Annotated in this window: 17 protein-coding genes and 2 pseudogenes; 7 read left to right on the top strand and 12 right to left on the bottom strand. The window is 70.0% G+C overall.

Going from position 1 to position 18,158, the window contains the following annotated elements:
• Positions 1-56: 56 nt before the first annotated feature.
• On the bottom strand, positions 57-611 hold the full coding sequence (locus AB0K05_RS04625) for a DivIVA domain-containing protein (RefSeq protein ID WP_261808790.1): 555 nt from the start codon (positions 609-611) through the stop codon (positions 57-59).
• Between the two features lie 83 nt (positions 612-694).
• On the opposite strand from AB0K05_RS04625, the gene AB0K05_RS04620 reads away from it, so the two are divergent.
• Positions 695-1,597, top strand: coding sequence for an ATP-binding cassette domain-containing protein (locus AB0K05_RS04620; RefSeq protein ID WP_364226620.1), 903 nt, complete (start codon positions 695-697; stop codon positions 1,595-1,597).
• Entirely contained in the window at positions 1,594-2,265 is a 672-nt protein-coding gene (locus AB0K05_RS04615) for a hypothetical protein (protein WP_364226617.1), read from the top strand. The genes AB0K05_RS04620 and AB0K05_RS04615 overlap by 4 nt, the downstream gene beginning before the upstream one ends.
• A 1-nt stretch (position 2,266) precedes the next feature.
• Here the strand turns inward: AB0K05_RS04615 and rlmN are convergent, their stop codons facing one another.
• Positions 2,267-3,367 carry a 23S rRNA (adenine(2503)-C(2))-methyltransferase RlmN gene (rlmN, locus tag AB0K05_RS04610; RefSeq protein ID WP_271274956.1) on the bottom strand — a complete coding sequence of 367 codons (1,101 nt, stop codon included), beginning with the start codon at positions 3,365-3,367 and terminating at the stop codon, positions 2,267-2,269.
• Positions 3,368-3,511: 144 nt separating this feature from the next.
• On the opposite strand from rlmN, the gene AB0K05_RS04605 reads away from it, so the two are divergent.
• Positions 3,512-4,525, top strand: coding sequence for a suppressor of fused domain protein (locus tag AB0K05_RS04605; RefSeq protein WP_364226612.1), 1,014 nt, complete (start codon positions 3,512-3,514; stop codon positions 4,523-4,525).
• Here AB0K05_RS04605 and AB0K05_RS04600 read toward each other — a convergent pair.
• The 6 genes from AB0K05_RS04600 to AB0K05_RS04575 all read right to left on the bottom strand — a co-directional run bounded on the left by AB0K05_RS04600 (position 4,522) and on the right by AB0K05_RS04575 (position 9,770).
• Positions 4,522-5,361 (bottom strand): phosphatidate cytidylyltransferase, encoded by an 840-nt coding sequence (locus AB0K05_RS04600; RefSeq protein WP_271274954.1) that lies wholly within the window; start codon positions 5,359-5,361, stop codon positions 4,522-4,524. The two genes, AB0K05_RS04605 and AB0K05_RS04600, sit on opposite strands and share 4 nt — an antisense overlap.
• Positions 5,362-5,458: 97 nt before the next feature.
• Positions 5,459-6,016, bottom strand: a complete 558-nt coding sequence (gene frr, locus AB0K05_RS04595) for a ribosome recycling factor (protein ID WP_219549335.1) — start codon at positions 6,014-6,016, stop codon at positions 5,459-5,461.
• A gap of 41 nt (positions 6,017-6,057) precedes the next feature.
• Complete coding sequence (gene pyrH, locus AB0K05_RS04590; RefSeq protein ID WP_246640903.1) at positions 6,058-6,756, bottom strand: UMP kinase; 699 nt, start codon at positions 6,754-6,756, stop codon at positions 6,058-6,060.
• A 125-nt stretch (positions 6,757-6,881) separates the two neighbouring features.
• Entirely contained in the window at positions 6,882-7,715 is an 834-nt protein-coding gene (gene tsf / locus AB0K05_RS04585; protein WP_148033763.1) for a translation elongation factor Ts, read from the bottom strand.
• 287 nt (positions 7,716-8,002) lie between these two features.
• Positions 8,003-8,923 carry a 30S ribosomal protein S2 gene (gene rpsB / locus AB0K05_RS04580; RefSeq protein WP_219549363.1) on the bottom strand — a complete coding sequence of 307 codons (921 nt, stop codon included), beginning with the start codon at positions 8,921-8,923 and terminating at the stop codon, positions 8,003-8,005.
• Positions 8,924-9,137: 214 nt separating this feature from the next.
• Positions 9,138-9,770, bottom strand: a complete 633-nt coding sequence (locus AB0K05_RS04575) for a helix-turn-helix domain-containing protein (protein WP_364226606.1) — start codon at positions 9,768-9,770, stop codon at positions 9,138-9,140.
• 103 nt (positions 9,771-9,873) lie between these two features.
• On the opposite strand from AB0K05_RS04575, the gene AB0K05_RS04570 reads away from it, so the two are divergent.
• Together AB0K05_RS04570 and AB0K05_RS04565 are read left to right on the top strand one after the other, a co-directional pair.
• Entirely contained in the window at positions 9,874-11,190 is a 1,317-nt protein-coding gene (locus AB0K05_RS04570; RefSeq protein WP_364226603.1) for an MFS transporter, read from the top strand.
• Between the two features lie 373 nt (positions 11,191-11,563).
• Positions 11,564-12,709: a peptidoglycan DD-metalloendopeptidase family protein gene (locus AB0K05_RS04565; protein WP_364226600.1), complete on the top strand. Its 1,146-nt coding sequence runs from the start codon at positions 11,564-11,566 to the stop codon at positions 12,707-12,709.
• 143 nt (positions 12,710-12,852) lie between these two features.
• On the opposite strand, the gene AB0K05_RS04560 is transcribed toward AB0K05_RS04565, so the two are convergent.
• Positions 12,853-13,404 (bottom strand): PadR family transcriptional regulator, encoded by a 552-nt coding sequence (locus AB0K05_RS04560; RefSeq protein ID WP_364226597.1) that lies wholly within the window; start codon positions 13,402-13,404, stop codon positions 12,853-12,855.
• Positions 13,405-13,494: 90 nt separating this feature from the next.
• On the opposite strand from AB0K05_RS04560, the gene AB0K05_RS04555 reads away from it, so the two are divergent.
• Complete coding sequence (locus AB0K05_RS04555) at positions 13,495-14,850, top strand: carotenoid oxygenase family protein (RefSeq protein ID WP_364226594.1); 1,356 nt, start codon at positions 13,495-13,497, stop codon at positions 14,848-14,850.
• A 366-nt stretch (positions 14,851-15,216) separates the two neighbouring features.
• Here the strand turns inward: AB0K05_RS04555 and vph are convergent, their stop codons facing one another.
• Together vph and AB0K05_RS04545 are read right to left on the bottom strand one after the other, a co-directional pair.
• Positions 15,217-16,077, bottom strand: coding sequence for a viomycin phosphotransferase (gene vph, locus AB0K05_RS04550; RefSeq protein ID WP_271275856.1), 861 nt, complete (start codon positions 16,075-16,077; stop codon positions 15,217-15,219).
• A 53-nt stretch (positions 16,078-16,130) separates the two neighbouring features.
• A pseudogene (locus tag AB0K05_RS04545) lies at positions 16,131-16,313 on the bottom strand (IS630 family transposase); the annotation flags it as partial.
• Between the two features lie 266 nt (positions 16,314-16,579).
• Here AB0K05_RS04545 and AB0K05_RS04540 point away from each other — a divergent pair.
• Positions 16,580-17,068 carry a hypothetical protein gene (locus AB0K05_RS04540; protein WP_271275857.1) on the top strand — a complete coding sequence of 163 codons (489 nt, stop codon included), beginning with the start codon at positions 16,580-16,582 and terminating at the stop codon, positions 17,066-17,068.
• Between the two features lie 7 nt (positions 17,069-17,075).
• Here AB0K05_RS04540 and AB0K05_RS04535 read toward each other — a convergent pair.
• A pseudogene (locus tag AB0K05_RS04535) lies at positions 17,076-17,892 on the bottom strand (IS5 family transposase).
• Positions 17,893-18,158 lie beyond the last annotated feature (266 nt).

The raw sequence follows: 18,158 nt of genomic DNA, 5'->3' as shown, positions 1-18,158 counted from the left end.
GCACCATCCGCCCGAGCCAGGCGTCCGTGCACGCCGGCGGGCGCGTACCGCCGGGGTCAGGCGCGCTGCTCCAGCACGTCGGCGATGCCCGCCAGGAACGCGTCGACGTCGGCGATCAGGTAGCCGGGCCGCAGCACGACGGTGCCGAACTTCACCTCGCGCACCTCCTTGGCCGTCACCGGATACTGGGTGGTGCCGCGCAGCGTGGCCACGATCCGGTCGAGGAAGGCGTCGACCTCGTCCTCGTGATAGCCGGTGGCCATGCGGGCCGACCGGAACATCACCTTCTCCACGCGGGCCGCCTGGCTCTCGAACCACTCCTCGCGCAGCAGCTCGCCCGTGGGTTCGGCGAGGGCCAGCCGCACGGGCCGCTGGGTCATGGTCTCCAGCGCCACCACGAACGCCTCCAGCGCGAAGTCGACCGCCGTCTCCTGGTAGCCGCGGCGCCTGGAGCGGAAGGTGGCCGCGCGCACCTCGTCGGCGGTCACGGGCTCGGCGTCGAGTGAGCCTCTGCCCAGCGTGGCCTCGATCCGCTCGATCAGAGCGTCGACCTCGGCGGGGTCATAGCCTGAACGCATACCCATGACGCGCGGAAAGCGGTTCAAGCCCACTCCTTCTGGGTCCTGACGGGGGGTCGCCCTCTGGGGTCCTTTTATCCCGGCCCTGCGGGCCGGTGTCTATGGTAAAGACCACCATGCGCCTGACCGACGTGTCTTTCCGCTATCGAAGACGTGATCCATCCGTCATCCGTGAGGCCGCCGCCGAGCTGTCCCCCGGCGACGTGGTCGAGCTCACCGGGGCCAACGGCGCGGGCAAGTCCACGCTGCTGCGCCTGCTCGCCGGGCTGCTCAGGCCCACCGGCGGCGCCATCACCGGCCGCCCGGCCGCCGTCGGGCTGGCCCCCGACCGGTTCCCCGGCGAGCAGCCGTTCACCGTGTCCGGCTACCTCGACCACATGGCGCGCGTGTGCGGCGGGCGGTGGCGTCCGTGGGCGGAGCGGCTGAACATGGAGCAGTTGCTGGGCGTGCGGCTGCGCGAGCTGTCCAAGGGCAGCGCGCACAAGGTCGGTCTGGCACAGGCGCTGATGGCGGAGCCGGGGCTGCTGCTCCTCGACGAACCGTTCGCCGGGCTGGACTCCGGCACCCGCGACGAACTCCCGCCCATCGTGGCCGAACTGTCGGCGCGCGGCGCCATCGTGGTGACCGCCGACCACCAGGGCGGCCTGCGCGACCTCCCGTCCCTGCGCCACTGGACGATCACGGACGGACGCCTCGTGGAGACGACCCCGGCACGCACCCCCGTACTCGCGGGAAAGCTCGCCGGAACCACCCCTCAAGGACCCGCCGAAGACGCCGTCGGGGGCATCGCCGGAGAACCCGCGGTCACGCCCGACACGACCGCGACGACTGTCGGTAGTCCCGCCGGTGAGGCCGGCGGAAGGGCCGTAGAAGGTTCTGCTGATGTCGGAGTGGGCGTGGACGGAGGTGGGGTCGCTGTGGAGGTGACCGTGCCGGTCGGGGATCTGGGGGCCTTTCTGGAGCGGATGCGCGGTGAGGGATACCCTGCCCGCCCGGTGAGCGGGGAGGAGTCCCGGTGATCGCTCTGAGCGCGTTCCGGCTGGCCGCCTACGTCCGGTCGCACCGGGTCCATCAGGCGCTGCTGGCGTTGCTGGCCGCGCTGGCCGTCGTCTACGCCACCCGGGCGCCGGCGGGCCACGAGGCGGCCGTCCTGGCGGACTCGGCCGTGCTGATCCTCCCGCTCCTGGCCTGGGCCGCCCGGAGCCTGCTCGACACCGAGCCGGACCGGCAGCGGGAGATGTCCGCGGCCCTGGCGGGCGGCCGCGGCAGGGAGCTGGCGGCCGGGCTGCTGGCCGCGCTGACCGCGTGCGCCGCGTTCGCCGCCCTGGCCCTGGTCTGGGGAGTGCTGCTCGGGATGAGCGCCACGCCCCCGGGGCCGGTGCTGGCCGCCGGGATCGTGCTGCACGCGCTGAGCGCGCTGGCGGGCCTCATGCTCGGGGCGCTCACCAGCCGCGCCCTGCTGCCGTCGCCCGCGTTGTCGATCATGGCACTGGTGTCCGGGTTCGTCGCGATGCTGCTCATCAGCGCGTCGCCGCTGCACTGGCTCACGGTCCCGCTCACGGTGTGGATGCGCGCCGCGAGCGCCGAACGGCTGGTCGCCCAGCTCCCCGAGCTGGCCGCCGTCTCGCTGGTCTGGTGTCTGCTCGGCCTGGCGGCGTACGCGTGGCTCCGCCGTACCAGGCCGTAGATCACTCGGCGGCGGCGAGCTGGCCGCAGGCGCCGTCGATCTCGCGCCCGCGGGTGTCGCGGACCGTCACCGGCACGCCGTGGAGCTCCAGCCGCCTGACGAACGCGCGCTCGTCCTCCGGCCGGGACGCCGTCCACTTCGAGCCGGGGGTCGGGTTGAGCGGGATCAGGTTGACGTGCACGAGTTTGTTCTTGACCAGCTTGCCGAGCAGGTCGGCCCGCCACTCCTGGTCGTTGATGTCCTTGATCAGCGCGTACTCGATGGACACCCGCCGCTTCGTCTTCGCCGCGTACGCCCAGGCGGCGTCGAGCACCTCGGCCACCTTCCACCGGGTGTTGATCGGCACCAGCGTGTCGCGCAGCTCGTCGTCGGGGGCGTGCAGCGACAGGGCGAGCGTGACCGGCAGGCCCTCGTCGGCGAGCTTGCCGATCGCGGGCACCAGCCCGACCGTGGAGACGGTGACGCCGCGGGCGGAGATGCCCAGCCCGTGGGGGGCGGGCTCGACCAGGCGGCGGACCGCCTGGATCACCTGCTTGTAGTTGGCCAGCGGCTCGCCCATGCCCATGAACACCACGTTGTTCACCCGGCCGGGGCCGCCGGGCACCTCGCCCGCCGCGAGGGCGCGGGCGCCCGCGACCACCTGCTCGACGATCTCGGCGGTGGACATGTTGCGGGTCAGCCCGGCCTGGCCGGTGGCGCAGAACGGGCAGTTCATGCCGCAGCCGGCCTGCGACGACACGCACATCGTCACGCGGTCGGGGTAACGCATCAGCACCGACTCGACCAGCGCGCCGTCGAACAGCCGCCACAGCGTCTTGCGGGTCGTGCCGCGGTCGGTGGTCTGCTCGCGCACCGAGGTGAGCAGCGGCGGCAGCAGCGCCGACAGCTTGTCGCGGGAGGCCGCGGGCAGGTCGGTCATCGCCTGCACGTCGGTGGTCAGCCGCTCGAAGTAGTGGCGGGAGAGCTGGTCGGCGCGGAACGCCTTCTCCCCCAGCTCGGTGACGGCCGCGCGGCGGTCGGCCATGGACAGGTCCGCGAGGTGGCGAGCCGGCTTGGCCCTGCGCGGGGCGACGAAGGTGAGCTGGCCTGGCTGCTGGGACACGATCCTGCCTCTGCTTGTCACGGGGATTGCCGACCAGGGTAGTGAACGCTTGCCCGGCGGGGCGAATTCCATGGCCGTCACCCGGCGCTCCCGATCGGGGTAAGGCTCGCACGAGAGCGACTCGCGGATCTACAGTTTCCCCGTATGGCGATTTTCCGGTCTGCGTCGGGCGAGGGGCACACCGAGGTCGTCCTCACCGCCGGCAACCCGTACGGGAGCCGGACGCTCGTGGTCGAGCGCGACGAGGACGCCTCGGTCGCCTACCTGTGCTCTCCTGACGGCACCGTGCACGGCGCCTGCTGGCTGGCCAACCATCGGGCCGCCCCCGACGTGGTCGACCTGGCGCGGATCAACGCGGGCCTGCCGCCGCTGATGCCGCGGGCCAACACCCTCCACCCCGGGGGGCGCCGGCCGCTGGGCCAGCTCACCCCGCTCTGGTTCGAGGAGGGTGACGGGGTGGCCCTGTACGAGGAGGACGATCTGCTGGCGGTCATCCCGGGCTGGGCCGACATGCATCGGGGCATGCCGGGTTACGCCCGGGACGCGGTGGGCGAGTCGCCGTTCGCGTGGGCGCTGTCGGAGGCGCTCGAAGGGCTGAGCCCGCGCATCGCCAACGCCGGGTCCTACTGGCGCTGGCGTTACTCCGAGGGGTCGTGGCCGTCGTTCCAGCAGTTCGTGATGGGCCATCTGGACCGGGTGCTGGGCCCGTCGGGCCGCTACTGGGACGCCGCCGGTGACCGGTTGCCGACCGTCGGCATCACCGAGCGCCCGGCTCACGGCGACCGGGTGTTCAGCGTGCTGTCGACGGTGGGGATGAGCTGCCAGCGGATGCCGACGGTGGAGCAGTGGATCGACCAGCCCGGCGCGTACGCCAGGATCGAGCTTGCGGTGGCCACCCGCGCGAACCCGCGCGACGCGGCGCTGCTGCTGGTGTGGCTGGCGCAGTATCCGTGGCACTCGGTGACCTGGCTCGGCCACGGCCACACCGCCAAGTGGTATCACGAGCCGGAGACGTTCCCGCTGGGGCCGCAGTACTCCGGGGTGCTCATGCAGGCCGACCCCCCTGACATGCCGGATATGTCGGGGTTTGCATTTGGCGGGGAGGCCGTACGGTGGCTCTGGCTCACGCCGATCACCGCCGAGGCCCTGACCGGCTAGACGAAGAGCGAGAGCAGCAGCCAGACCGGCACCAGCGTGGCCACCAGCGAGTCGAGCCGGTCCATCAGCCCGCCGTGGCCGGGCAGGATCGAGCCCAGGTCCTTGATGCCGAGATCCCGCTTGATCATCGACTCGATCAGGTCGCCCATGGTGGCCAGCGCCGCGGCCAGCGCGCCGAGCAGCGCGCCCTGCCACCACTCGCCGCCGAGCAGCCACGTCACCAGCCACGCGCCCACGACCGTGCAGGCCAGGACCGAACCGGCGAAGCCCTCCCAGGTCTTCTTCGGGCTGATCGCCGACATCGGATGCCTGCCGAACAGCACCCCCGCGGCGTAACCGCCGGTGTCGCTGGCCACCGTGACCGCGATGAAGACCACCACCCGGTGGCTGCCGTCGTCAGGCGCCAGGAGCAGCGCCACGAACCCCGCCAGCAACGCCGGGTAGAACAGGATGAACACCGACGCCGTCGCGTCGCGCACGTAGCCGTCGGTGCCGTCGGCGAACATCCGCCACACCAGCAGCGCCAGCGCGAACACCACGAACGTGCCGAGCAGCCACACCCCGCCGCCCCAGTAGGCGGCGGCCTGCATCGCGGCCAGCCCGGCCAGGACCGGCGCGGCCGGCACCCGGATGCCGCGGGTGGCGAACGCCCGCACCAGCTCCACCACGCCGACGCCGACCGCCGCGGTGACCACTACCAGGAAGAGCTCTTTGACGGTGTAGAGGGAGATCAGGACCAGGGCGGCGAGTCCGAGGCCGACACCGATCGCGGCGGGGAGATTGCGGCCGGTGCGGCTGCCGCCGCTCGGGCTGGGGCCGGCCGTGCGTTCTTCCAAGACTTCTCCATAGGCCACGGCCCTCGCCGTCAGGCGAGGGCCGTAGATGCGCTACCTGCGGCGGTCCGCTGACCGCGGTCCGCCGGCAGCGGGCCGCTCAGACTTCGAGCAGCTCGGCTTCCTTGTGCTTCAGCAGCTCGTCAACCTTGGCGACGTGCTTCTGGGTGAGGTCGTCGAGCTCCTTCTCGGCCCGCCTGACCTCGTCCTCGCCCGCGTCGCCATCCTTGATCATCTTGTCGAGCGTCTCCTTGGCGGAGCGCCGGATGTTGCGGATGGACACCTTGGCGTGCTCGCCCTTGTTCCTGGCGACCTTGATGTACTCCTTGCGACGCTCCTCCGACAGCTCGGGGAAGGTCACGCGGATCACCTGGCCGTCGTCGGTCGGGTTGACGCCGAGGTCGGAGTCGCGGATGGCCCTCTCGATCGCGGCCATCGAGCTCTTGTCGTACGGCTGGATGAGCACCATGCGAGCCTCGGGCACGTGGAACGACGCCAGCTGCTGGATCGGCGTCGGCGTGCCGTAGTACTCGGCGGTGATCTTGTTGAACATCGAGGGGGTGATCCGGCCCGTCCGGATGGTCGCGAAGTCCTCCTTCGCGACCGAGACGGCCTTGTCCATCTTGTCCTCGGCTTCGAGGAGGGTTTCGTCGATCACAGCGGCTCCCTGTCTTCTAGCTGGCGGTGTCGGGCTCACACCTATTTGCCTGCGGGACTCACCAGCGTGCCGATCTTCTCACCGCGGACCGCTCGCAGGATGTTGCCCTCGCCCATCAGGTCGAAGACCACGATCGGCAGGTCGTTGTCCTTGCACAGGCTGATCGCGGTGGCGTCCATGACCGCGAGGTCACGGAGAAGCACCTCTCCGTAGTCCAGTTGGTCGAACCGCACCGCGTCGGGATTCTTCCGTGGATCGGAGTCGTAGATGCCGTCGACCTGGGTGCCCTTGAGCAACGCCTCCGCGCCGATCTCCAGAGCCCGCTGGGAGGCGGCGGTGTCGGTGGAGAAGTAGGGCGAGCCGAGCCCCGCGCCGAAGATGACCACACGCCCCTTCTCCAGGTGGCGGATGGCGCGGCGCGGCAGGAACGGCTCGGCGACCTGCTGCATGGTGATCGCGGTCTGCACCCGCGTCTCCACGCCGCGCCTCTCCAGGAAGTCCTGCAGGGCCAGGCAGTTGATGACGGTGCCCAGCATGCCCATGTAGTCGGCCCTGGCGCGGTCGATGCCGCCCTCGGACAGGGTGGCGCCGCGGAACATGTTGCCCCCGCCGACCACGATCGCCACCTGGACGCCCTCGCGCACCGCCTCGGTGATCGAGTCGGCCAGGTGGTCGACGACCACGGGGTCGATCCCCAGGGGCTCGCCGCCGGCGAACGCCTCACCGGACAGCTTCAGCATCACCCGCTTCCAGCGGAGCTGGCTTCGGGGCGGAGCAGCCGCCGTCGTGGCTGGCTCCTGATTGTCCTGCACGGCGGCGGCCTCCCTCTCTCGGCGGTTCTTCGGACTGGACGACTCGCTCCAGCCTATGCCTGGCCGACCTTGAAGCGGACGAAGGCCTGGACCTGAACGCCGTTCTCCTCGGCGTACTTGCCCACGGACTTCTTGTTGTCCTTGACGAAGGCCTGCTCCAGCAGCGTGAAGTCCTTGTACCAGCCCTTGACGCGACCGTCGACGATCTTGCCGATGGCGGCCTCGGGCTTGCCCTCCTCGCGGGTCATCTCCTCGAAGAGCTTGCGCTCCTTGTCGACGACGTCGGCGGGGACGGAGTCGGGCTTGAGGTACTGCGGGGCCATGGCAGCGGCGTGCTGCGCGATGTCCTTGGCCACCTCGGCGTTCGGCTTGTCGAGCTGGACGAGCACGCCGACGGCCGGCGGCAGCGCCGGGTCGGTCTTGTGCATGTAGGCGCCGACGTAGCCGCCCTCGATCACGGCGAAGCGGCGGACCTCGATCTTCTCGCCGAGCGTGGCGTTGGCGGCGTCGAGGTGCTCCTTGACGGTCTGGCCGTCGAAGGAGGACTCCAGCAGCGACGCCACGTCGGCCGGCCTGGTGGCCAGGACGTGCGCCACCACCTGGGCCGCGAGCTCCTGGAAGCGGTCGCCCTTGGCCACGAAGTCGGTCTCGCAGTTGAGCTCCAGCAGCGCCGCGACGGAGTCGCCGTCCTGCTTGAGCGCGACCAGGCCGTTGGAGGCGGTGCGCGCCTCGCGCTTGCCGACGTCCTTGGCGCCCTTGAGGCGGAGCAGCTCGATGGCGCGGTCGAAGTCGCCCTCGGCCTCCTCCAGAGCCTTCTTGCAGTCCATCATGCCGGCGGCGGTGATCTCGCGAAGCCGCTTGACGTCGGCCATGTTCACGGAAGCCATTGCTTTTCCTTGTGAGATGTCGGTGGATGTCGTCGTGCGTCGAGCGGGCGCCGCCGCTCGGCTGTCGTCACGGCACCGCGTGCCGCGCAGAAGCCGGTACGCGTCCCGTGCCCGTCATTTCGGACCCGGAACGTCCTGCTCGCCTGCCCCCTGACCAGCCCCGGCACCGGTCCGTCCGCGAACCCCCCGGGCCGATCAGCCCGAGAGGGACCGTCCGCCGCTCACCGGCCGTGCCCGGGAAACGGGCACGGCCGGCGGCGGGTGGATCCGGGTGCGGCGCGGGCAGGTCAGGCCTGCTGCTCGCCCTCGGGCTTGGCCTCGGCCTCGACGGCCGGCGCCTCGGCCTCGGCCTCGGCGGCGGGAGCCTCCTCAGCGGGAGCGGCCGGAGCGGCCGCCTCGGCGGTCTCCTGCGGCTGGGCCTCGCCCTGCTCGCCACCACCCTGCTCGATGAGCTCGCGCTCCCACTCGGCCAGCGGCTCGGCGGCGGCCGGCTTCTCGTCACCGCGGGAGGCGCCCGAGCGGGCCATGAGCCCGGCGGCCACGCCGTCGGCGACCACGCGGGTCAGCAGGCCGACGGCGCGGATGGCGTCGTCGTTGCCCGGGATCGGGTAGTCGACCTCGTCGGGGTCGCAGTTGGTGTCGAGGATCGCGACCACGGGGATGCCGAGCTTCTTGGCCTCGCTGATCGCGATGTGCTCCTTCTTGGTGTCGACGACCCACACCGCGCTGGGCACGCGGCCCATGTCGCGGATGCCGCCGAGCGTGCGCTCCAGCTTGTCCTTCTCACGCCGGCGCATGAGGAGCTCCTTCTTGGTGAGCCCCGAGGCGGCGACGTTGTCGAAGTCGAGCTCCTCGAGCTCCTTCAGGCGCTGAAGCCTCTTGTGCACGGTGGAGAAGTTGGTGAGCATGCCACCGAGCCAGCGCTGGTTGACATACGGCATGCCGACCCGGGCGGCCTGCTCGGCGATGGCCTCCTGGGCCTGCTTCTTCGTGCCGATGAACAGGATCGTGCCGCCGTGGGCGACGGTCTCCTTGACGAAGTCGAAGGCGCGGTCGATGTAGGACAGCGACTTCTGCAGGTCGATGATGTAGATGCCGTTGCGCTCGGTGAAGATGAAGCGCTTCATCTTCGGGTTCCAGCGGCGGGTCTGGTGTCCGAAGTGAACGCCGCTCTCAAGCAGCTGTCGCATGGTGACGACGGGGGCCATGAGCTGGTCCTCCAGGTTGGGCGCCCTGCCGGGGCCGGGCGCGTTCTCGGTTGTGTCGCGGTGACCGGTCGGCACCGCCCTGATGCCCCGAACCGCTCCAGCCGGGCAGAACCCGGACCGATGGCGCGATCCTTGGCGAGGCATGCGAAGTCGGCCTGGGTCCCAGGCCACCGAAAAGTCTACCTCCCGCGCCGCACCCGCCTGACCGATCAGGTCAACGCGGCCCGTCCGGACCCGGCGCCGCCCTGTCGTGGTCTTCGGTGGGCAGGCCAGGAACCGGCCTGCTGGAGCGTACGAACAGGTTGATCTGGGCCTCGGCGATCCGCGCGCCTTCCGGCGCGTCCTCCTGGCTCCGGCTGCTCGCCACGTACGGCTCCAGCAGTTTGCCGATCTCCCCGGCCAGGCGCGCCATCTCGGAGGCGTCGAGCCTGAGCGTCGTCCGGGAGAAGAGGGTGGCGTCGCGCCACTCCTCGGGCTCCTGCTCGACGGCGCTCAGCGCCCGCTCCACCTCGTCGTGGGCGTCGCGGCGGAGCGCGCGGATCAGGACGTTCTTGGCCTCGCGGACGTCCGGCCGGTCTTCGGGCACTACGCCGACCTGCAGGGCCGTGCCGATCGACCGCCACAGGCGCTCCCGGCCGTCGCCGCGCGGCGGCGCGTCCTCGACGAAGCCGTACTTGGCCAGCATCCGCAGGTGGTAGCTGGCGGCGCTGGGCGTGATGCCGGCGCTCTCGGCCACCTCGGTCGCGGTGGCGCTGCCCTCTGTGCGGAGCCGGCTCAGGATCGCCAGCCTGGCCGGATGAGCCAGGGCCCGCATCGCCTTCGGGTCGCTGAGCCCTTCCGTGTCCATGCGCCCAAGGTACCGCGATCAGATCTGAAAGATTGCCTTCAGAACTCTGAAGGATTACTTTCATAGTCCTAAAGGGTTTCTTTCACATCTTGGAGTTCGACGCATGAACCCGTCCGTACCGCTGCGCCGGCAGCGCGACTACCGGCTGCTCTGGTCGGCGCGCACCATCTCGATCACCGGCTCGGAGGTCTCCAAGCTCGCCGTGCCGCTGACCGCGATCACCTTGCTGGCCGCCTCGCCCTTCCAGATGGGCGTGCTGACGGCCGCCGCCTCGGTGCCCGCCCTGCTGTTCGGCCTGCACTCGGGCGCGATCGCCGACCGCCTGCGCCGCCACCGGCCGCTCATGATCGGTTGTGAGCTGGTGTCCTGCGCCGCCGCCCTCACCGTGCCGCTGGCGTGGTTCCTCGGGGTGCTCACGATCCCGTGGCTGATCGCCGTCGCCCTCGTGATCGGCACGGCGGCGGTGCTCTTCAGGTCCGCCAACTTCCCGTACGTGGCCGCGCTCGTCCCTCCTGACCAGAGGACCGCCGCGATGGCCGGGTTCAACGCCTCCTACTCGGTGGCGTCCGTGGCCGGGCCCGGGCTGGCGGGCGTGCTGGTGCAGGTGCTGACCGCGCCGCTGGCCGTGCTGGTCGAAGGCATCTCCTTCCTGGTGTCGGCGCTGCTCCTGCGGACGATCAGGACGCCCGAGAACCGGCAGCCCGCCCCCTCGCGCGGCCTGTGGCGCGACGTGGTCGCGGGCCTGCGGGTGAGCGTGACCCAGCCCGTGCTCCGCGCCCTGCTGGGGGCCGGGGTGACGATCAACTTCTTCGCGATGGCGTACGTGGCCGTGTCGATGCTCTACATGCTGCACACCCTCGGAATCCCGAAGGGCCTGATCGGCCTGCTCACCGCGCTCGGCGGCGTCGGTGGTCTCCTGGGCGCCTGGGCGGCCACCCGCCTGGCCGAACGGTACGGCGAGAACAAGGTGCTGCTGGGTTCGGTGCTGTTCTTCCCTCTGGAGATCCTGGCCGTCGGCCTGCTGGACGGGCCGCTGTGGTGGAAGGTCACCGTGCTCGCCCTGACCGGGACGGCGACGGGCGGCATCGTGGTGGCGTTCGCCTCGTGCATGAGCGGGATCATCCTGCGCGACACTGCCGAGGAACTGCGCGGCCGGGTCAACGCGACCATGACCTTCGCCGTCCAGGGCGTGATGGCGCTGGGCGGGCTCGCGGGCGGGGCGCTGGCCGAGGTGCTCGGCCTGCGTCCGGTGATCCTGGTGTGCGCGGTCGGGATCGCAACCGCCATCCTCTGGATCTGGGCCTCTCCCCTCCGCTCCCCGTCCTCGCGCCCCCCGTCCTACCGGCAGCCCGACTCCGTGCCGTTGAACTCCTCAACGCACCAGGAACGCCAGGTCACCAAGCGCCAGCCCTTGGTCTAGAGGCCTGCCGCCCGTCCATGAGGTTCGTCAGAGGAGGGGCCGTGCCGGGCGAGACATATCGAGGACGGACCGTCATGGGCGAGAGAGGGGGTCAAGGACGACCGTCCTAGGCGAGACAGGACGTCGAAGACGACCGTCCTAGGCGAGACAGGACGTCGAAGACGACCGTCCTAGGCGTACAGGAGGTCAAGGAAGGACCGTCTTAGGCAAGACAGGAGGTTCATCAAGGACGGACCGTTTTGAGGCAAGACAGAACTCCCTTCCACGTACGGCGCCCCTCCTCGTCCACAGCCCTCCACCGTCCGCCCGCCCTTGTCCACAGAACCGCGTTCGCCCCAGGACCGCCGCCCCGCTGAGCCGCACACTCACGTGCATGCCTCCCCGCATCGCCCTGGCCATCCCCCTCCTGGTTGTCGCCTTTTCCGCCGCCGCACCCCTTGTCTCGGCGAACGCCGACCCACACGTACCCGCCGCAGCGTCCATGCCCCGCGGCGCCCGCCCTCCCCTCCCCGCGCCCATCCGCGCCGGGACCCTCCTCGCACCACCGCCCGCGGCGACCCGTACCGCGCGTCCCCTCACCGAACCATCCGCAACCCACCGCACCGGGATCCCGTTCCGCACACCATCCGCGGCCCGTGGCACCGGGGCGCTGTTCGCCGCACCTGCTGGCAACGCCTGGCGATGGCCCCTGGACGGCATTCCCGAGATCCTGCGCCGTTTCTCCCCGCCGCCGGCCCGTTGGCTGGCCGGTCACAGAGGCGTCGACCTCGCTGCACCACCTGCCGCCCCGGTCCTCGCCGCGGGTGCAGGTTCGGTCGGCTTCGCGGGCTCAGTAGCAGGCCGAGGCGTCGTCACCGTCAACCACGCGGGCGGCCTGCGGACTACGTACCTCCCGGTGACCCCGGCAGTCCGCCCGGGCGACCCGGTGTCAGCAGGCGATCTCCTGGGCGCCCTCGCCCCGGCCCCGCCGCACTGCTTGGAGTCCTGCCTCCACTGGGGGCTCCGCGACGGCCTGACGTACCTCGATCCCCTCCTCCTGCTGACCGGTACCCGCATCCGCCTCCTGCCCTATTGGGAGTCCGAACCTGCCACCGCGATCCCGGCCCAAATGCCGCCACCAGTCACCGCGGCCTCGGCACAACTGCCGCCACCGGCCACCGCGACCTCGGCCCGACTGCCACCACCCGCCACCGCGGCCTCGGCACAACTCCCGCCACAGGTCACCGCGATCTCAGCCCAGGTGCCGACACCGGCCGCCACCTCGTCAGCTCTGCCCACCGGGTCCCCGAACCGGCTCCCGGCCCTCCTCCCCCGATCCGCCGCCACCCCGCCACCAGGCCCTCTCGCCCTGACGGCCTTCGCCGCCCTCCTCCTGCTCGGCCTCGTCCTCCGCCTGCTCCGTACGAGAGCCCGCAGGCGCCGATCACGGGGGAAGCACGCAGTCCGCCCTCCGGCCACCAGAGGCCAGCACAGAAAAGAGTCGGATCGCCCAACCCCCGCAGCGAAGGGCGACAACTGAGCGAACAGGCGATGACCATGGCAGCCCTCACCCAACAGCCACCATCACCCGGGACCCACACGTGATCGCAGACAGACAGACCCCGCAGGCCACCAACAGGCCCTGGCCATCCTCATCACCGACCGGATGATCGCCGGCGAGAGTCACCCCGAGGCTTTCATGCCCCCGTGGTCAACCTTGTCGAGCTCGCCGAGAGCCCAGACGGCCCAGTCCCGGGAGGCCTCGTACTGGCGCAGGCCATAGCCGGCGGCAAGCCAGCCGAGCTCCAGACGCCCCTCCGGGGAGATCGGCGTCTCGCCGGACACGATGTCCCTGAGCGGGGCGAGCTCCTCCTCACACCGCGCGGCGACCTCATGGAGGATCTTCCGGGCGTCGCCGGGATCGAGCGCGGACAGCAGGAAGAGCCTCAGCACTCCCTCGTTGCGCACCGTGCTGCCCTCCCACGGTTGGCGCAGCCACGCACGCAACTCCTCGAGCCCCGCGGCGGTGAGGGTGTGGACGCGGCGGCCCCGCGCGCCTTCCTCGGCACGCTCGACCAGGCCTTCGTCGACGAGACGGGCCAGCTCTGGATAGATCCGGTTGTGACCGGCCTGCCAGGCGTACCGGCCGAGGTCGCCCTCGAACGCCTTCGCCAGTTCGTACCCGCTCGCCGGCTGCTCCGCCAGCAGGCCGAGCAGTGCGTATCGCAGCGCCATGCCGCCGACCTTATCACTCCAATTGGACATGTCAGTATTGACATGTCCAATTGGATATGTGAAGACTGGTCAGCATCGAGAGGAGCCGACATGCCACAGACACCCGCCCACATGACCGGCCACCTGGCCCCGGTCCCCGACGAGATCGACGCCGCGGACCTGCCCGTGACCGGCACGCTGCCGCCCGAGCTCAACGGCCGCTACATCCGCAACGGCCCCAACCCGCTGCCCGGGGAGCCGTCCAACCACTGGTTCCTCGGACACGGCATGCTGCACGGCGTACGGCTGCGCGACGGCCGCGCCGAGTGGTACCGCAACCGGTGGGTCCGCACGGCGTATCTCGCCGGCCGGCCGGAGCTCAGGCCGGACGGCACCCCCGACCTGTCCATCTCGGCCGCGAACACGCACGTCATCGGCCACGCGGGCCGCATCCTCGCGCTGGAGGAGGGCGGCCTGCCGTACGAGGTCACGCCGGAGCTCGACACGGTCGGCGCGCACGACTTCGGCGGGCGGCTCACCACCGCCATGACCGCGCACCCGAAGCAGGACCCCGCGACAGGCGAACTGCACTTCTTCGGGTACGGCATGGTCCCGCCCTACCTGACCTACCACCGGCTCGACGCGTCAGGCGAGCTCGTTCACAGTCGTGAGATCACCGTCCCCGGGGGCACGATGATGCACGACTTCGCCATCACCGAGCACCATGTGGTCTGGCTCGACCTTCCGCTCACCTTCCGGCCGGAACTGGTCGGCAAGACCATGCCCTACCAGTGGGACGACGGATACGGCGCCCGCCTCGGCGTCATGCGCCACGACCGGCCCGACGCCCCGGTGCGCTGGTTCGACGTCGATCCCTGCTACGTCTTCCACGTCGGCGACGCTCACGAGGACGCGTCGGGCCGTATCGTCCTCAACGCCGTCCGCTACGCCCGCGCCGACTTCACCGCCCTTTGGAGCACCCCCGACATCACGGACGACCCGGCGGGGCCCGCCGCCGCTGCCGCCGCCTCCTCCGCCTCGGCCCTGCTGCACCGCTGGACGCTCGACCCGGTGACCGGCGTGGCCAAGGAGGAGACGCTCGACGACCGCTCGGTGGAGTTCCCGACACTCGACGACGAACGGGTCGGCCGGGGCGCGCGCTATCTCTACGCCGTCGCCGGCCCCGAGATCGTCAAGTACGACCTGTCGGGCGGCGAGGTCACCGGCCACGCCCTGCCCGAGTGGACGAGCACCGGCGAGGCTGTCTTCGTGCCCGCGACCTCCGGGCCCCGCCGTGAGGACGACGGCTGGCTGATCACTATCACCACCACCCTCGACGGGAACGCGTCCCGCCTCCTCGTGCTCGACGCCTCCGACGTCGCCGCCGGACCGGTGGCGACCGTCCACCTGCCACGCGGCGTGCCGACAGGCTTCCACGGCACCTGGTTCCCGGACGAGCCGTCCTAGGACCCCACGTCCAAGCCCGCCACGAGGTGTGCGATCGGCCCGAGGCCCTCGGGCCGATCGCAGACATCCTCCCGTCCCGGAAGGACCGGGATCCCACGGACGCCCGCGAGGGTTCCCCTTTCACAACCGGCCGACCGTGAAGGTTCCCGCCTCACAACCGGTCGCCCGTGAAGGCTCCCCCTTCACAACCGGCCGACCGTGAAGGCTCCCCCTTCACAGCTAGTGCTGTGACCGGAAACGATCACCGGGTTATTGCAGGCATGAGCTCCTTTGCAGAGGCTCGTCCGCGTCTTCGGGGATCGGGTGCTGTCCGTCAACACCAGTGAGGGGAGTAGACGACGATCACGGTGGCGCCGGGGGACGGATTCAGCGGTAGCCGATCAGGCCGTCCGCTAGTTGTTCTTCGTCGCCGTCCCGGTGCGCGGATAGAGCCTGCTGCAGGGCGAAGGTTGTGCGAATGATGGCGATGCGGGTGGCCATCGTGCTGTCCGTCCAGCCGCCCAGCGTCAGTACCCGATTCAAGAAATGCGTGCCGTAGCCGGCCTCAACGGCCGCAAGGTCCTCCGCGGGATCACCGATCGTGACCTCATCCCAATCGATCACCCCGCTGAGCACGGGCAATCCGTCATGGCACTCCCATAGGACGTTCTCCGCACCGAGATCACCGTGGACCACCGCATCGGTGATGTGGGGAAGGCCGTCGAGCGCCGCGAGCTCTCGCTCGGCTCGTCGACGCCCGCCATCGGACATGAGCCCGAACAGTTCGGCGCGGACGTCGGCTGCGAACTGCCGCCATCGATCTTGCGGTGCCGGCAGGGCCGCTCGCACGTTCTCCTCAGTGCCGATCCTGGCCAACTCGGTAAGCAGCGTGACGTACTGCGCCGCCGCGGCCTCGGCCACCGGGGGGTCTTTGAGTGCTTCGACCTCCAGCGGGGCTCCGGGAACGCGGCTGAGGACCAGGAACTGCGGCTGGTCTGTGCCCTGAGTGTTGCTCTCCGGCAGTGGCCGAGGCGTGCGGAAGCCGAGATCGAATCCGGCAAGCAGGCGCAAGACAGCGGCCCTGCGCGGCAGCCGGGTGGCCGCAGCCTCGGTGCGAGGCAGGCACACGACACGGTCCGCGCCGATCACTACCTGGTGGAATTGTCCTTGGCGGACGGTGAGATCCTCCGGTTGGGCCGCCGGCAGTAGTCGGCTCAGCAGCGCGGGATTCGTCTGCAGGATCTGCATGAGGTGCGAACGGTCCTTTCCTTCAGCGTGGCGAGAGTACCGAGCGGGTGGTATGCGGCGGATGCCAGCGTTCGGCCACCCCCGCGGATGCCTTTCTCGCCGCGGATACGGGCGCGTTCGCGTCGTTGCGCGGCCAGCACGTCGGGATGACGAGCGTAAGCGTTGCGCCAGCGCAGGTAGGCGTACAGTGCGCGGGTCCGCACGGTGTGGTTGGGATGGTCGCAGTTGGCCAGGGTTGGTTCTGATCGCTGGTTCAGTGTCTTGGTTGTCGCCACCGAACCAGCACACCACCGAACCGTGCGTTGTCGTGCCGCGTTGCAACGGCGGCCCGCTTAGAGGCCCTAACGGAATGAGTCTTGACCGGCTGTGCATCCATACTTCGATGCCGATCGAGATGTCTGAAGCCTAGGTTGCGTTCCGAAGCCGTTGTCGGTTTGCGCCGGGTCGGGGTCAGTGAGTGTGTCCCGTCCGGCCGTGAGACGCGTTGAGCTGGAGGCCGTAGATGTCCGATGAGATCCCGACCACTGATGATCGTGAACCGGCGCTGGTCGTGTCGTTGATGATCGATTACGTACTCGACCTGGCAGCGACGTGGACAACGTGGGACGGTCACCCGGTGCGCGCCGGTGATCGGATCTACACCCCGCACAAGGCAATCCGCCGAGTCGCCGATCACCTCATCGATCATCTCGCCGAGGTGGACGCACGGCTGGCTGGCAACCCCACGATTCCTGATCGCTGGCATGCGTCAGCGAGCACAACTCCTGGCGATCTGGCGCCCTTCACTGACCAGGACCTGGACGAGGCCAAGAGCCGGCTCACCCGGCTCAGCCAGATCTGGACCAACCGATTGAGCGCGCTCACCCTAGACCAGCTCGACCGATCGCCCGGCGCGGGCTGGACATTCCGACAGATAGCGTTCCACCTGGCAGGCTCGGCGTACTACGCCGACGCCGTGGGGGACCTATCGGCGGTTGGATCCGATCGCTGACTTGTTATCAGCTGCTCGTGAGCCGTCGCCAGCAGATGATCGCAGCGGCGAGGGTCATGAAGGCTTCGTGGATGTCGTCGCGGATCGCCCAGCGGATGCGCAGGCGGCGGAACCAGTGCAGCAGGGCGATCGTCTGCTCGATTACCCAACGATGTGCACCCAGGCCGGAGCCGTGCCCGGTACCCCGGCGGACGATGACCGGCTTGACGCCTGTGGCCCACCACATCCGGCGGTACTTGTCATGGTCGTAGCCCCGGTCGGCGTACAACGCCTTCGGGCGTTGACGTGACCGGCCGCGCCGGTTACGTACCGGCGGGATCGACCGGAGCAGCGGCATGACCTGGGTGACGTCGTTGCGGTTGCCGCCGGTCAGGCTGAGGGCGAGCGGGATGCCGTTGCCGTCGGCGATGACGTGGTGCTTGGAGCCCGGCTTGGCACGGTCGACCGGGCTCGGACCCGTTTCGGGCCACCCTTCAGCGCCCGGATGTGGGAGCTGTCGATCACCGCCTTGGACCAGTCCAGCTTGCCCACGGTATGCAGTTCAGCCAGCAGGAGTTCGTGCAGCTTCTGCCACACCCCGGCCTGATGCCAGTCCCGCAGTCTCCGCCAGCAGGTCATCCCCGAACCGAAGCCCAGCTCTTGAGGCAGGAACTCCCAGGGATACCGGTGTAGAGCACGAACAAGATGCCCGACAGGACCCTCCGGTCATCCAGGCGCTTGCGGCCCGGATGATCAGTACGGCGCGGCACGACCGGCAGCAACGGTTCGATTCGAGCCCACAGCTCATCCGAGATGATCCACGGTGGCTGCTCGCCCTTCCTCATACCGGTGATCAACCTAAGAGCGATCACCAGTATTCCTAGATCATTTTGTTAGGACTTCTTAGCGGCGAATCGTCTGCCCCTGCCCTGCCGCGCAGAGGTCCGCTTCCTCCCCCACATGAAGACGGCGTTTTCAAAGAGAACTGATGAAGATCTCCGGTAGGCGGTCGGTCAAGACGAACCACCTGCCGAGGACTTCCCATCGGCAAACACCAGTACTCAAAACCAGAGCCGGCACCTGTGACACAAGCGGCGACGCGAACGCTCGG

This window comes from Nonomuraea sp. NPDC049486, from assembly GCF_040676925.1.
In the GTDB taxonomy this organism is placed as follows: Bacteria; Actinomycetota; Actinomycetes; order Streptosporangiales; family Streptosporangiaceae; genus Nonomuraea; species Nonomuraea ferruginea.
This window is presented reverse-complemented; position numbering and strand designations above follow the sequence as displayed.